Source organism: Eikenella exigua, from assembly GCF_008805035.1.
In the GTDB taxonomy this organism is placed as follows: domain Bacteria; phylum Pseudomonadota; class Gammaproteobacteria; order Burkholderiales; family Neisseriaceae; genus Eikenella; species Eikenella exigua.
Map to the genome: position 1 here is coordinate 1,507,704 of NZ_CP038018.1, position 13,515 is coordinate 1,521,218.

At 58.1% G+C, this 13,515-nt stretch carries 14 protein-coding genes; all 14 read right to left on the reverse strand.

Features of this window, described 5'->3' with window-relative positions; genetic code table 11:
- Positions 1-68: 68 nt before the first annotated feature.
- Positions 69-872, reverse strand: a complete 804-nt coding sequence (locus tag EZJ17_RS07795; protein WP_067441110.1) for an outer membrane beta-barrel protein — start codon at positions 870-872, stop codon at positions 69-71.
- Positions 873-1,140: 268 nt separating this feature from the next.
- Positions 1,141-2,160, reverse strand: a complete 1,020-nt coding sequence (galE, locus tag EZJ17_RS07800) for a UDP-glucose 4-epimerase GalE (RefSeq protein WP_067441113.1) — start codon at positions 2,158-2,160, stop codon at positions 1,141-1,143.
- 97 nt (positions 2,161-2,257) lie between these two features.
- Positions 2,258-3,493 (reverse strand): sugar transferase, encoded by a 1,236-nt coding sequence (locus tag EZJ17_RS07805; protein WP_082888173.1) that lies wholly within the window; start codon positions 3,491-3,493, stop codon positions 2,258-2,260.
- 251 nt (positions 3,494-3,744) lie between these two features.
- A complete protein-coding gene (locus EZJ17_RS07810) occupies positions 3,745-4,608 on the reverse strand; it encodes a glycosyltransferase family 2 protein (RefSeq protein ID WP_067441118.1) in 864 nt (287 codons plus the stop codon).
- Positions 4,605-5,429, reverse strand: coding sequence for a beta-1,6-N-acetylglucosaminyltransferase (locus EZJ17_RS07815; RefSeq protein ID WP_151086375.1), 825 nt, complete (start codon positions 5,427-5,429; stop codon positions 4,605-4,607). The genes EZJ17_RS07810 and EZJ17_RS07815 overlap by 4 nt, the downstream gene beginning before the upstream one ends.
- Positions 5,430-5,453: 24 nt before the next feature.
- Positions 5,454-6,539 carry a glycosyltransferase family 52 gene (locus EZJ17_RS07820; protein ID WP_151086377.1) on the reverse strand — a complete coding sequence of 362 codons (1,086 nt, stop codon included), beginning with the start codon at positions 6,537-6,539 and terminating at the stop codon, positions 5,454-5,456.
- Positions 6,532-7,731 (reverse strand): oligosaccharide flippase family protein, encoded by a 1,200-nt coding sequence (locus EZJ17_RS07825; protein WP_151086379.1) that lies wholly within the window; start codon positions 7,729-7,731, stop codon positions 6,532-6,534. The genes EZJ17_RS07820 and EZJ17_RS07825 overlap by 8 nt, the downstream gene beginning before the upstream one ends.
- Before the next feature lie 55 nt (positions 7,732-7,786).
- Positions 7,787-8,839 (reverse strand): pseudaminic acid synthase, encoded by a 1,053-nt coding sequence (gene pseI, locus EZJ17_RS07830; protein WP_067441129.1) that lies wholly within the window; start codon positions 8,837-8,839, stop codon positions 7,787-7,789.
- Between the two features lie 51 nt (positions 8,840-8,890).
- Positions 8,891-10,543, reverse strand: a complete 1,653-nt coding sequence (gene pseG, locus EZJ17_RS07835) for a UDP-2,4-diacetamido-2,4,6-trideoxy-beta-L-altropyranose hydrolase (protein ID WP_067441132.1) — start codon at positions 10,541-10,543, stop codon at positions 8,891-8,893.
- Between the two features lie 62 nt (positions 10,544-10,605).
- Positions 10,606-11,373 (reverse strand): pseudaminic acid cytidylyltransferase, encoded by a 768-nt coding sequence (locus tag EZJ17_RS07840; protein ID WP_067444087.1) that lies wholly within the window; start codon positions 11,371-11,373, stop codon positions 10,606-10,608.
- 236 nt (positions 11,374-11,609) lie between these two features.
- On the reverse strand, positions 11,610-12,335 hold the full coding sequence (locus EZJ17_RS07845) for a nitroreductase family protein (protein ID WP_067444089.1): 726 nt from the start codon (positions 12,333-12,335) through the stop codon (positions 11,610-11,612).
- A 104-nt stretch (positions 12,336-12,439) separates the two neighbouring features.
- Positions 12,440-12,739 (reverse strand): histidine phosphatase family protein, encoded by a 300-nt coding sequence (locus EZJ17_RS07850; protein WP_067444091.1) that lies wholly within the window; start codon positions 12,737-12,739, stop codon positions 12,440-12,442.
- Complete coding sequence (locus tag EZJ17_RS10340) at positions 12,736-12,909, reverse strand: histidine phosphatase family protein (protein ID WP_156496217.1); 174 nt, start codon at positions 12,907-12,909, stop codon at positions 12,736-12,738. The genes EZJ17_RS07850 and EZJ17_RS10340 overlap by 4 nt, the downstream gene beginning before the upstream one ends.
- Positions 12,910-13,072: 163 nt before the next feature.
- Positions 13,073-13,468 carry a hypothetical protein gene (locus EZJ17_RS07855; protein ID WP_067444093.1) on the reverse strand — a complete coding sequence of 132 codons (396 nt, stop codon included), beginning with the start codon at positions 13,466-13,468 and terminating at the stop codon, positions 13,073-13,075.
- Positions 13,469-13,515 lie beyond the last annotated feature (47 nt).

The window sequence follows — 13,515 nt, forward strand, 5'->3', positions numbered from 1 at the left end:
ACTTTAGCCTCGCAGAAACTCGCGAGCTCGTTTTCAGGTAGCCTTTGCATTGCAGACAAATACAACTATTAGAAACGCACACCGCCCCGGATGCCGAAGCTGTGGCGGTTGGTTTTCTGCACCTCGATATTTTCACCTTCGTGGGTAAAGTTGGTGGCTTTATCCCGCGTGTAACGGTAATAGGGGCCGAAGGTGAGGCTAGTGCTTTCGCCCAGCTGTTTGTTCACATCTACACCCAATCCGAGGCTGTAGTTGTTTTGTTTGTATTTACCGTCACTGGCATACTCAATCTGTGTATATTGTTCTTCCACACGGCGGTGTAGGCTGACTTGGGCTTCGGTCCACGGGGTAATGCTCCAGCTGCTGCCCAGTTGCTGCTCGTATTCCACCTGGGCTTTCAGATACAGGTTGTTGGCACTGATATCGACAGCATCGTCGTCGGGATCGATTCGGTGGCTGTGCACATCTATTTTGCCGTGGCTATAGCCCAAACCACCCCCCACGCGCAGACCGCCGTTTTTGAAGCCGGAGGGAGAGAACAAATAACCGGCATACACATCTACGTTATTAGTTTTGGCACCGTTGATGATTTTTTCGCCATTGGCTTTCGCATCGGAATCGAGGTATTGATAGCCCAATTCGGCACGAATAGCGTGTTGCTGAGCTAGCGGAATATCGGCGCGGCCTTGCAGGGTAACGCCGTTGCCGGAATATTTAAGTTGATCGATTTTGGCATTTTCGTGTGCGTAACCGGTGGTTACGGTGTAGCGGCCGTCTTTGATGGGGTGCAGCGGCACACCCTCATCTGCAGGGGCGGCCTGAACAGCGGCAGACAAGGCCAACACGGCCAAGGCAATTAGGGTTTTCTGCATAATTTTCTCCGGTGTGGATGGAAAGAATGCCGTGGCGGCGGTTTACCGCATCCAACGGCGGGATACTGCTGACAAAATCAGTTTAATGCTTTGAGGAAGCAATATTCCGGCGAGCATGGTAATCCTGACCCAATTGAGTTTCAACTCTGAATAAACAAACAGTTCTCTTTCCGCTACCCATTAGGTTTGCCACCATGCAGCATAACAAGATAGGGCTTTGAAATTTAGAAAAATTAGTACATTATTCTTTTCAGGTAACCTTTATCCATCAATCTCCATACCCATCCGGATTACCGCTTTGCCAGCGCCAAGAGTCGCGCATCATATCAGCTAGGCTGCGTTCGGCATGCCAGCCCAGCTCGGCAAAGGCGCGGGCGGGGTCGGCGTAGCATTCGGCGATATCGCCGGCGCGGCGGAGCTTGATGGCATAGGGGATTTTTTTGCCCGAGGCGGCTTCAAAGGCGCGGACGATTTCCAGCACAGACGAGCCTTTTCCGGTGCCGAGGTTGTAGATGTGCACGCCTGCTTCGCGGCTTTTTTTATCGAGGGCGGCCACGTGGCCGAGCGCCAGATCGACAACGTGGATATAGTCGCGCACGCCGGTGCCGTCGGGGGTGGGGTAGTCGTCGCCGAATACGGAGAGTTCGGCCAGCTTGCCGGCAGCCACTTGGCAAACGTAGGGCAACAGGTTGTTCGGAATCCCGTTGGGCTGCTCGCCGATGTGGCCGCTGGGATGCGCGCCGATGGGGTTGAAATAGCGCAGTAAAATCACGCTCCATTCGGGGTCGGCGGTGTGGAGGTCGGCCATCATGCGCTCCATCATCTGTTTCGACGCGCCATAGGGATTGGTGGCTTCGCCAAGGGGGGCGGTTTCGGTAATCGGCACGGTATCCGGGTCGCCATATACGGTGGCGGAGGAGCTGAACACAATGCTTTTCACGCCGGCGTGCTGCATTTCTTCCAGCAGGATAAGGCTACCTGAAACATTGTTGCTGTAATACTCAAGCGGCTTGTTCACGCTCTCGCCCACGGCTTTGAGGGCGGCGAAGTGGATCACGGATTGGATGGGGTGTTCGGCAAAAATACGGCGCAATAATTCGCGGTCACGGATATCGCCCTGATAAAAGACGGGGGTGTGGCCGGTGATTTCGGCGATGCGGCCGATAACTTGGGGCGAGGCATTGCAGAGGTTATCGATAATCACGGGGAGATGGCCGGCTTGGATGAGCTCGACCACGGTGTGCGAGCCGATGAAACCGGCGCCGCCGGTAACGAGGATAGTGGACATGGGTTTCCTTTTTGTTTTGGATGATATTTTAGCTTCACAAAAGCCCGCCGCATTGGTTTTCAGGTAGCCTTTAGGCTGGCAAAAGGCTACCTGAAACTTATCTTGCACCGAAGCCAGTGATGATCGTTTTCAGGGTTTTAAACAGAATCAGCACATCCAGTGCGAAGGAAAAGTGCTTGATGTAGTAGAAATCGTGCTCGATTTTCACTTGGGTTTCGTCTGTGTTGCCGGCATAGCCCTGCATTACCTGTGCCCAGCCGGAAAGGCCGGGGCGCACGATGTGGCGGTAGCCGTAGAAGGGGATGCTTTGCTCAAACTGCTGCACAAAGGCTTTCTGCTCGGGGCGCGGGCCAATGAGCGCCATGTCGCCTTTAATGATGTTCCAAAACTGCGGCAGCTCGTCCAGCCTAGTTTTGCGGATGAAGCGGCCGGTGCGGGTAACGCGTGCGTCGCCTTCCTGCGCCAGCTGCGCGCCGTGTTTTTCCGAATCGCACACCATGCTGCGGAATTTATAAATTTTAAACTCGCGCCCGCCGCGGCCTACACGGTTTTGTACAAACAGCACCGGCCCCGGGCTTTCCAGCCGGATGGCCAGCGCGGTAGCCAGCATCAGCGGCAGGGTGAGTGGCAGGCTGGCCACCACCATCAAGGCTTCCAGCGCCTGCTTAATCGCCATATAGGCCGGGCTGGGTAGCAGCGAGCCCAAATCGTTTTCATACATATGCCGGATTTTCACGCGGCCGGTAAGCGACTCCTCCACCTGGCGGATGTTGTAAACCGCAATGCCGCGCAAGGTGCAGTCGGCCAGGAAACGCTGCCAATCCGCACCCAAATCGGGCGCATGCAGATTAGTCACCACCGTATTCACGCGGCCGGTTTCAGGTAGCCTCGGCTCGGCAAGCTCATGCCAGCGGATATTCGATAGCTGCGGCAAATCACGCATGCCTTCCACATCAATATAGTACAGATGGCGGATGTGCCGCTTTTCCAGCCAGGTTTCGGCAAACAGATACAACACCGTGAGCACAAACCCGGCGGCTAGGTAATACACCGAATACGGCAGTCGCAGCATGGCAGCAAACACCAGCGGCAACCCCAGCCCGATGGCCGCCACCGGAATCACCGACAGCTTAGAACGCTCGCCGGGGAAACGCGTCAGGTTGCGGCTCAAAGCGTAGGAGAGCAGCAGGCCGGCCAAGAGCAGGCTGTAGCTGGAAAGATTGGTGGCCGTGGGATGAGTCCACTCGCGCGGCGGCCAAAACCACCACGCCGGCGCAATCAGAATCACCAAGGCCGCGGCGATAAAGCGCAGAATCATTTTTATCGTTTTCATTATTTCCGTTATTTCTCGTTTGGCAGTTGGGTCGATACAGGCTACCTGAAATTTTAAACACCCTATAAAACCAAGCGCAGGCCATTATGAGCATATGGTTCGGGCTATGTATCTCTGCTGGCACAGCCGAACGGAGCGTGGTTTTTCGGGAAACAAGGGCGAATGGAGTAAAAATGGTAGAGGCTACCTGAAATTCAGCAAGCTGCCCAAGCTCAAATTATGCTTAATAAAAGCCCGGCTTCACAATGAATCTACTTCCGCAACAACACCCGATACACCCACTGCCGCGCCCCGTTCGGCAGCAGCCGCACCGGCAATCGCAGCAGCACGTTTTTTGCCCACTGTACCGCGCTCAAAAAGCCCGCGCGGTAAAAACGGAGCTGCATGGCCAGCTCGTTTTTCGCATACGCCCAGCCGCCGCGCCGCCGATACATCTCGTCGCCCGCGCGCGCATACACCAGCACTTCGGGCAGGTTGGCGAAACGGCAGCCGTTCAGCAGCATGCGCACCCACAAATCGTAATCCTCATATAGCGGCGCGTGCTGATAATTGCCCGCCGCGAGCACGGCCGATTTGCGGTAGCACACCGTCATGTGGTTGATGGGATTGCGGCTTTTGGCAAAGCGGGCAATTTCCTCGTGTTCGCAGGGCACGCGGCGGCTGTGCGCGGCATCGGCCAGCGTGTGTTCAAACTCGTCAATCTGGCTGCCGCACACGCCAAGCTGCGGCTGCATCGCCACAAAAGCCAGCTGCCGCGCGAAACGCTCGGGGTGGCAGATGTCGTCGGTATCCATGCGGCACACCCATTCGTGTATGCAGGCCTGCAGGCCTGCATTCAGCGCCCGCCCCAGCCCCACGTTTTGCGGCAGCCGCACAATCTTCAGCGGCAGGCTAGCTGAAAAGCTTGTTACCACGGTTTCCAAGCTTTCAGGTAGCCCACCGTCATACACCAGCACGATTTCGTTTGGCGGCAGGGTTTGTGCGGCCAAACTGGCCAAACATTGACGCAGATATTCCGGCTGTTCACGGGCATACAGCGACATCAACACGGAAAACGGCGGCGTGCTTTCCACCAAAAGGCTACCTGAAAACCGGTTTTGCGCTGGCACCGTCATGACGCTACTCCTTCTATCTCGTCTAAAAAGTGCCGCGCAGTATCATCGTCCACTTTGCGTGCCAGCCAATTCGGGCTGTGGCGCAAGGCTTGCAGTTCGGCCAAAGCCAGCGTATCGGGGTGGTTGCTGCCCGGAGCGAAACGGATGTGGCGGTGGTTGCTGGGCCACAGCATGATGCGCGTCGTTTCAGGTAGCCTTTTTGCCAGATATTGGAAGAAATGCTCATCCGGGCAAAGCTTCTTGCGGAAAAAGGCGCAAGCTTGTTCATCAGCCGCGTTCAGCAGGGCTGCCAAGGCCGCACGGTCGGCAGAAAACCATTGGCTGCCGGCATAGGCCGTTTGCGCGGCGGGTAGGATTTTATCAGCCGCCTGAAACGCTTTGGTGAGCAATTTGCCGGGCAGGCAGCGCTGCCAGGCGGTATCGGCGTGCGGCGTGTTGAACCGCACGCGGTAGCGCAGGCGCGGCGCGGCGCGGCATTCCAGCAGCAGGCTGCCGCTTGGCAGTGCGGCAAATTCGCGCTCAATTTGCGCAGGAGATTGCAGCAACACGCAGTTGCCGCTCACCAGGTGCACAAAGCGGATGTCTGCATCGGCCAGCGCGGCACGCATCAGATGCAGCGTGGCTTCCACCATGCTGAAGCCCGCCCAGCGGATGTTGACGCGCTGCGGAATCAGGCTCGCATTCGGCGGCAGAGTCGGCAACGCACCGATATCCGCCTTGGCATCGTAGTGCAGCAGCAGGCGGATTTCGGGGTGGCGCTCGGCCAGCCGCAGCCAATACAGCGGCGGGCGGTGGCACAAAATTAAAAAGGCGCTGCTCATAACGCTAAACAGTTATCGTGAAACTCACTCAATATCGATAATCGGAATGCCCAACTGCGCCATCACTTCATAAATCCGCGCCACGCCGGGCGTGTGAAAGGCGGCTTCTGCGGGGCGCACGGCATACACGGCGGTGCGCGGGAAGGCGTACACATTCAGCGCGGCAGTACTGACGAGGTGATACACCTCAAAGCGGGTATCAGGCTCGCGGCGCAGGCTTTCCAACAGATAGTCTTCAAAAATCAGCGGGCTGGCGATGTATTCGGCGTCCGATACGCGGTAGGTTTCGCGCGGGTGCGGGAAATATTCGCCAATCTCAAAACGGCGCAGCAGGCTTTCGGCCAGCGCGGCGTTATCTGCCGTATTGGGCAGCAACGGCTGGCCGAGCAGGATGCGGCGGGTGTGCTCGGGCGTAGGGTTTGCGGCAGATACGTCGGCCGTATTTTTTTCAGGTAGCCTTTCGTTTAAGCCACACTCATCCACTGCCCCATTTTCGCTTCTCAGCACCTCTCTGCCTTCGCTTTGGCGAAGCCCACCCTGCCCGCTTTCAGGTAGCCCTTGCCCGGCTACCGCCCACAAATCCAGCGGCACGGTGGGCGCGGCAATATTGGGCTGGCCGGGATAGAGCGTGTGGTGCCGACGCGAGAGGCGGCGCAGGTCTTCGGTTTGCAGGCGGATGCCGAGCAGGCGGTTCATCAGCTGCCGCTGGCGGTTGCTGCTGTTGCGGTAGAGCACGCTGCCGGGAATCAGGTTGCCCGTGCCGTCGTCGAAGGTTTCCAGCGCATCAAAGCGGATGCGGTTCAGCACATATTGCACGTTCGGATTATCGATGCTGGCGGCAAAGGCGGTGGCGTATTCTTTATCCAGCCCGCGCAGCAGGCGGGGCAAGCCCAGCTCGCGCCGCCATTTGCTTTGCGGAATCAGGGCATATTCGGCATGGCGGCTGCCCGCAGAGGCTACCTGAAAATAATGCCGAAACTTGGCATTATCCGCATCTTCGTAGCACAGCATCAGCAAATCGAACGGCTCTGCGCGCTGCGCCATCAGCCGCTGCGCCATCAAGGCCTGCAGGGGCGTGAGGCAGATGATTAAATTCGCCAAATCAGCCATACGGTTTCACCTGCCGGAACAATATCGGGAAAATCAGCGCGTTGCCCGCAATCATCGCCAGCGGCACCCATTGGATGCCCACCCGCGCGGTGAGCAGCAACACCAGCAAATAGCCGCCTGCCGAGAGCAGCGAAGTGAGCGCGATGCGCTGGTTTTGCGCGTGGTAAAACAAATAATTTACCTGCAAATAATAGGGCACGGTTAAACCGAAACCAAGCAAAAACAGGCAAATATAGTAATGCACCCCCGCATACTGCGCCCCAAGCAGCCACAAAAACAGCCGCTCCGGCATCAGCCAGGCCACCACTGCCGGCAGCGGCGCAGCCAAGAGCGAGAGCAGCGCCCAGCGGCGCACCGTGGCCGCCGTGATTTTGCCGCTGCGCAAGGCCTGGTAGTAATACGGCACGGTGGCTTTGTTCAACGCCATCAGCAACACGCCCAACACGCTGGCGGTTTGATAACCCGCCGAATACACGCCCAGCGTGGCGGCGGAATAGCCCTGATAAATCACCACGCGGTCGAACTGCCCTTTCACATAATTGCCCGCATGGTGAATCACCAAAGGCAGGCCGAGCGCGAAAATATAACGCAAAGCCTGCCGCACCCGCCGCCGGTTGAAACCCAGCTGCTGCCCGGCGCTGCGCCGATAGAGCAGATAGGCCGCCAGCGACACCAGCGCATTGCCGGCAAACAGCGCCAAAAAGCGCCGCTCCACCGGATAATCCGCACTCATTTCCAGCAGCCACACCGTGAGCACGGTGGTAAACAAGCTGCTGCCGAACTGAATGGCGGTATAGGACAAGGCCTGTTTGCGGCATTGGCGCAGGCTCAATTGCGTGGACAGCACTGTTTGTGCCGCCGCCGCACACACCACCGCCGCCAACGCCAGCGAATACAGCTGCCACGCCGCCAACAGGCCGATGAGCGCGGCAAAGGCGGTATACAGCGCGCCGGCATACACCACGCTGTGTAGATTGCGCTGGCCGTATACATAGTAATACCGCGTAACCGCGCCATCCTGGCTCATGCCGAAGCCGATAAGCAGCAGCGAAAACGCCGCCTGATAATACGACAGCTCGCCAAACCCCGCCGTACCCAGCTTGCGCGTGAGGTAAGGCAGCAGCAGGAAAGGCATGGCCTTGGCCAGCATTTCGCCGACAAGGTAGATGAGGCTGTCTTTTAGAATCTTCATATCGGAACTTTTCAGGTAGCCTCTAAACCCGCCGTGAGGCTACCTGAAACTTTTTCTACTCTTCCACGCAATCCCAACCGGTGGCCGTATTGGCCGCCACATCGCGGCGCAGGCGTTTGCCGATGAGCGCGTCGTAATGTTTGGGCACCAGCCCGTAGCCGGGGCGCACGCTGCGGATGCAGTCGGCGCCGATGGTGTCGCCCGCTTTCATATCTTTCACAAAATACAGCGAACGGCGGAACTGGATATTGCCCTGCTCGCTCGATTTCAGGCCGTAATCGGCCTGCCCCAGTGCCTGCCAGGCGGTTCGGCTGCTGCGGCACAGTTCGGCCAAATCCTGCGGTTCTAAAGAAAAACTGTCGTCCGGGCCGCCGCCGTTTCTGTCTAGCGTGAAGTGTTTTTCAATCACGCACGCACCGAGCGCCACGGCGGCGATGGCGGTGGTGTTGTCCAGCGTGTGGTCGGACAAACCCACCGGCACGCCGAAGCGCTGCACCATATCGGGCAGCGTGCGCAGGTTGTAATCGGCCGCCGGGGCGGGGTAGCCGCTCACGCAGTGCAGCAGCACCAATTCCTTGCAGCCGCCTTCGCGCGCGGCGGCCACGGCTTCGGCGATTTCTTCGGCATCGGCCATGCCGGTGGACACGATCATCGGCTTGCCGGTTTGCGCCACATAACGGATCAGCGGCAAATCCACCGCTTCAAACGAGGCGATTTTGTAAGCCGGGGCGTTGAGGCTTTCCAGCAGATCCACCGCCGTAAAATCAAACGGCGAGCTGAAAATGGTGATGCCTTGCTCGCGGGCAAAATCAAACAGCGGCTTGTGCCATTCCCAAGGCAGATGCGCTTTTTGATACAGCTCGTGCAGCGTTTGCCCGTCCCACAGGCCGCCTTTGATTTGAAACTCGGGCGCGTTGCTGCGCAGCGTGATGGTGTCGGCGGTGTAGGTTTGGATTTTGACGGCATCGGCACCGGCGGCCTTGGCCTGTTCTATGATGTTGAAGGCGGTTTGCAGGCTGCCGTTATGGTTGGCCGACATCTCGGCAATGATGTAGGGCGGGTGGGCAGCGCCGATGGGGCGGCAGTTGATTTGGAATGTGGGTTTCATGGGTGGTTTCGGTTTCAGGTAGCCTTTATGGGGAGGCTGTCGTTTTAGCATTTAATACAAAAAATCTTCGGCACGAAGCACAAATGATAAGGCCTGCTGCGCCCCCTGCCCGGCTGCCTTATCGGCCGGACAGAAACCGAGCCGGCAGTGCAGGGCCAGGCTGGCGGCATTGTGCGGCAACACTTGGCCGTGCACTTCGTGCATATTCAGGCGGCCGAAAGCGTATTGTAACGCCAGCTGCCCCAATGTGCCGCCGTGGCCTTGGCCGCGCGGGCAATCGGGGGTGAGGTAGAAGCCCCATTCGCAGCGGCCACCGCCCAGGTGTTTGAAGCTGGCATAGCCCTGCGCCGCCCCGCCGGCTTCATACAGCAGCATGGTGAACCCGGGATTGGCCAGCTGGCGGGCAAACCATGCCTGATGCCCATCCCAAGCGATTTCCCTGCTATCGAACATAAAGCGGCGAATCTCGGGGTGATTGCGCCACTCAAACAGGCGGCGGCAGTCGGCAGGCGCGGCAGGTCGCAGCACGGCAGGCACGAAATCGGCCAAATTATTGGCTGCTCGCAGCGCGCCGCGCCCATCGCACAGCGCGGCGGCACGGCGGCTTTGCTCTGCCCGCAGGGCAGGCGTTTCGGCCAGCAGACTGGCCAAGCTGGCAGGCAAATCCGCCATATTGGCCACGCTCGCCACCCCAGCCTGTTGCAAGGTTTCGGCAATGCCGTGTTGGTTTTCTGCCAACACCAGCATCATGGTGGGCAATCCCAGGCAGCAGCGTTCCCACGAAGTGCTGCCCGCCGCGCCGATGGCCAAATCGGCTTCGGCCATCAGTTCGGCCATATTGTTTGCGCCCACCAGCACGCGGCAGGGATACGGCGCACTTTCGGCAAACGCCTGCACGGCGGCGGTGTGCGGCGCGGTTTTGCCCATCACCACGGTGACGCGGCAGGCGGCAGGCAGGCTACCTGAAAGCGCCTGCAGCACTGCCAACGTATGGTTGTCCTTATCCACACCACCCAAGGTCACCAAAATATGCTTCAGGTAGCCTTTGTCGGCTTGGGCAGCACGGCGTTGCAGGCTCGCCGCGCGCCACGTTGCAAATTCTTCGCGCAGTAGGGCGTAGCGCGTGCCGGTGAGCAGGCGGCAGGCGGGCGGCACCAGGCCGGCGTAATCGGCAGGGGTATGGTCGAGGTTTTGATCCAGCAGCAAATCAGCGGCGTGGGGGCGGTCGGCCAAATCGTCGATCGCCATCAGGCGGCTGCCCGCAGCGGCTTTAGCGGCCAACTCCCACTCGGCGGATAAGGCGTAGTGGTCGCAAATAATCCAATCCGGCACAAAAGCAAGGATATGCGGCAAGCAATCGACGGCATCCTGCGCCTGTGATACCGGCAGCCAATGGGCATGGGCTGGCTGAAAGTGTGTTGCGGCCTTCGCTTCGTTTTGGCAAAGCTCACTGCGTTCATTTTTGCTGCGCAGAAGCTCGCAGCGTTCGCTTTCAGGTAGCCTTACGGCCTGCGGCGGCACGGGCAGCAACACCAAGCCGAAACCGGCACGCCCGATGGTTTCGCCCAAATGGCCGGGCAGCGCACGGCAGATAAAGCGCACCTCATGGCCGCGCCGCGAAAGCCCGTGCGCCAGCGTGAGGCAGCGCATGATGTGGCCGCTGCCGATTTGGAGGGAGGCATCTGCACGGATTAAAATCTTCATCGTTTGGTCTTTAATCAAAGGCTACCTGAAAGCGGATTCAGCGAGCTGCTACGCGGCAAAAACTAATCACCCATCTCCTGCAACACGCGCCACATCATTTCCGCCCGCGCCCAATCTTCCGGCGTATCAATATCCTGCACACGATAGCGCGGCAACTTCACGGCAGCAGCTTGGCTATTGAAAATCGGTTTTTCCGTCAGCCAAGCCTCGGCATTGCCCCAATAAAACTGCCCCGCATCGTGCCAAGCATGTTCCAAATCCTGCGAGCGCACGGCAAAATTCTCCGGCTGAAACATCGACACGCCGCCCTGCTCGTTTAGCCGCAGGGCCCGCTGGATAGGAAAGGGGAAATCGGTTACCGAAAAGGCATAATCGCCACCGCTTTGGCGCAGCGTATCCAGCCCGCGTTGCAGGTCGGCAGGGCACACAAAAGGGGCGGTGGCATACAGGCAGCAGACTTCGGGCAAGACTGGCTTGGGGCTAGCTGAACAATCCGGCTGCCCGCTCTTGCCGTGCAGCAACCCGCTGCGTTCACTTTCAGACAACCGCTCCGCCAGCAGCGTAGCAACAGCATGGCGCATCACGGCGCCGGTGGTGGCGAAATCATCCGCCAGCTCGGGCGGGCGCACAAACGGGGTTTCCGCACCATATTGCCGCGCCACGGCGGCGATTTCTTCATCATCGGTCGACACCGCCACACGCGTAAAGCAGCCGCTCTCCAGTGCAGCTTCGATGGAATAGGCAATCATTGGCTTGTCGTTGAATAGCTTGATGTTTTTGCGCGGAATGCGTTTGCTGCCGCCGCGGGCGGGAATGATGCAAAGGGTCATGGAGTAGCGGTTTCTGCCGGCCTTTGGGAAGGCGTGGCGCATACGGTTTATTAAGGCGGGGATTATAGCTGATTTGAGCAGTCGGCCGCAGCGGTTTGCGATGGGTGTAGGCAGGGATTGCGGTGGGCACAACAAGGGTTTCGGCGGAGCCTTGGCATGGCAAATATAAAATCCGCCCGTTTATCAAAAAGGCTACCTGAAACTTTTCAGGTAGCCTCAAATTTGTATACAGCGCTTCAAATATGCCGATACACCTCGTCAAACGGCAGGCGGTAGCGTTCGCCCCAAATGCCGTGGCCTTCTTTTTGTATGCCGCAGGCCACAATCATATTGATTTCTGCGCCGCGCGGCAGGTTCAGAATGCGTTTTACGCAACGGCTGTCCAGCCCCTCCATCGGGCAGGTGTCGTAGCCGGCTTCGGCCATGGCGAGCATAAAGGTTTGTGCCGCCAAGCCGCAGCTTTTGTGCACCACGATACGCATATCGGCTTCAGACACGTCGCGCATCATCGGGCGGAACAGGCCGATGCTCCATGCCAGCATTGTGCGGAACGCGCCGAGCAGGCCGAAGCAGCGAGCGTAAACAAAGGGCATGAGCTTGTTGCGGTAGCCTTCTTCCGCCTGAATGCGTTTGGCCTGTTTTTCGGGCGGGCTGTTGCGTTGGATGTTGCCGCGCTCAAAATCGAGCACGGTTTGAGCGCGGCTGCGGTGCAGGTCTTGGCGGGTAACGAACACCACCATCTGCGGCGCGGTGGCAGCGGCTTTTTGGCCAAGGCAGGCTGCAGTGAGCTGCTTCAACACGGCAGCATCGGTGATGTGGTAGAACTCGTAAAGCTGCATATTGGAGCTACTGGGAGCCAGCTGGGCAAGGCGCAGGCACTGGCGTACGGTGTCGGCATCAATGGGGGCGTCGCCGTAGTGGCGCACGGAGCGGCGGCGTTCGAGGGCTTGTTGCAGGGTCATGATTACTCCTTCAGGTAGCCTGAAAACATTATTTTAAACAATGCATAAAATGATTGCATTAATCCTTAATAAGCGCAGGCGGTGGCAATGTACTATTTGGGATCTCACTCTGCCACCGGGCCGCTTTGAAACACCAGCCGCAAATCTTCTCGGCAGCTGCCAACGAGCGTCCACACGGCGGTATTCGGCATAGGCATGGCAGTTTGAAAGGCACGGAAGGCTGCCATGTCGGCAGGAGAGGCTACCTGAAAGCCCAACAGCTTCCACGCCAATAAGGCAATCCAAAGCCCGTGACCGAACAACAAACTGCCATCGGGCAACTGATGCCATTGCTGCAAAAACGCCTCCAGCCGTGCATCGAAATCGGCAAAGCTGTCTGCGCCCTGCCCTACTCGCTCGTTCACATCGCCGCGCTGCCAATAGGCCGGCGCTCGCTAGGGCTGAGCTTGGCGATCAAATCGAATGGCAGATAGGAAAATTCGTTTAAACAGGGCAACTCAGCGGGCTCGATGCCGTAGTGCCGGCAATAGGGTGCGGTGGTTTCGCGGGTGCGGCACATTTGGGATACGAACACCGGGCGGCTTGAAGTTATGCTGTAGAAGTGCACTACGTTCGTTTTCAGGTAGCCTTTATACTTTAATAAAGGCTACCTGAACATGAACAGTCTTGTCTGCGTCAAGACCTCTTCATCAGCAAGCAGGGGGAAGCTTGCTCACACACATATCTTACGGCTGTTGCTATCTGCCAAACGGTGCAGCAAACCGATCCAGCAAACGCTGCTTTTCCCGATTCACGGCTTCCTCATCCAAATGACCACATTTTTCAGGCGAAAAATCGGGATTGGATCGGCGGAATGCATCTTGATACGTCTGGTAAAACATTTGTGGAAAAGCTTTGTCGTCAGGCGCTACGCGATTCATATGAATCACCATGTTTTGCTGAATGGGGTTGCCCTCGGCAAAAAATGGGTCGTTTCCCTGCGACAGGCCGCACAGCACCAATGCCTGATGTGCCTGCCCGAGCATGGCTGCAACCATAAGCGCATAACCACGTTCTTGCTCAGGCGACGGAGGCTCGGCCCGGGCAGCAAATACCGTGCAGGCCAGTAATATCCATAATGCTTTATTTGTCATGATTTTTCTCTCAGGCAGCAGAAATTTTAGCTTTGCAGAAACTCATC

Bases quoted from the DNA above. Each gene is read 5' to 3' on its own strand.
- EZJ17_RS07815 (WP_151086375.1), bottom strand. From the start codon at position 5,429: ATGAGCAGCGCCTTTTTAATTTTGTGCCACCGCCCGCCGCTGTATTGG.
- EZJ17_RS07810 (WP_067441118.1), bottom strand. From the start codon at position 4,608: ATGACGGTGCCAGCGCAAAACCGGTTTTCAGGTAGCCTTTTGGTGGAA.
- EZJ17_RS07845 (WP_067444089.1), bottom strand. From the start codon at position 12,335: ATGACCCTGCAACAAGCCCTCGAACGCCGCCGCTCCGTGCGCCACTAC.
- EZJ17_RS07795 (WP_067441110.1), bottom strand. From the start codon at position 872: ATGCAGAAAACCCTAATTGCCTTGGCCGTGTTGGCCTTGTCTGCCGCT.
- EZJ17_RS07840 (WP_067444087.1), bottom strand. From the start codon at position 11,373: ATGACCCTTTGCATCATTCCCGCCCGCGGCGGCAGCAAACGCATTCCG.
- EZJ17_RS07825 (WP_151086379.1), bottom strand. From the start codon at position 7,731: ATGAAGATTCTAAAAGACAGCCTCATCTACCTTGTCGGCGAAATGCTG.
- pseG (WP_067441132.1), bottom strand. From the start codon at position 10,543: ATGAAGATTTTAATCCGTGCAGATGCCTCCCTCCAAATCGGCAGCGGC.
- EZJ17_RS07805 (WP_082888173.1), bottom strand. From the start codon at position 3,493: ATGAAAACGATAAAAATGATTCTGCGCTTTATCGCCGCGGCCTTGGTG.
- EZJ17_RS07855 (WP_067444093.1), bottom strand. From the start codon at position 13,468: ATGACAAATAAAGCATTATGGATATTACTGGCCTGCACGGTATTTGCT.
- EZJ17_RS07820 (WP_151086377.1), bottom strand. From the start codon at position 6,539: ATGGCTGATTTGGCGAATTTAATCATCTGCCTCACGCCCCTGCAGGCC.
- galE (WP_067441113.1), bottom strand. From the start codon at position 2,160: ATGTCCACTATCCTCGTTACCGGCGGCGCCGGTTTCATCGGCTCGCAC.
- pseI (WP_067441129.1), bottom strand. From the start codon at position 8,839: ATGAAACCCACATTCCAAATCAACTGCCGCCCCATCGGCGCTGCCCAC.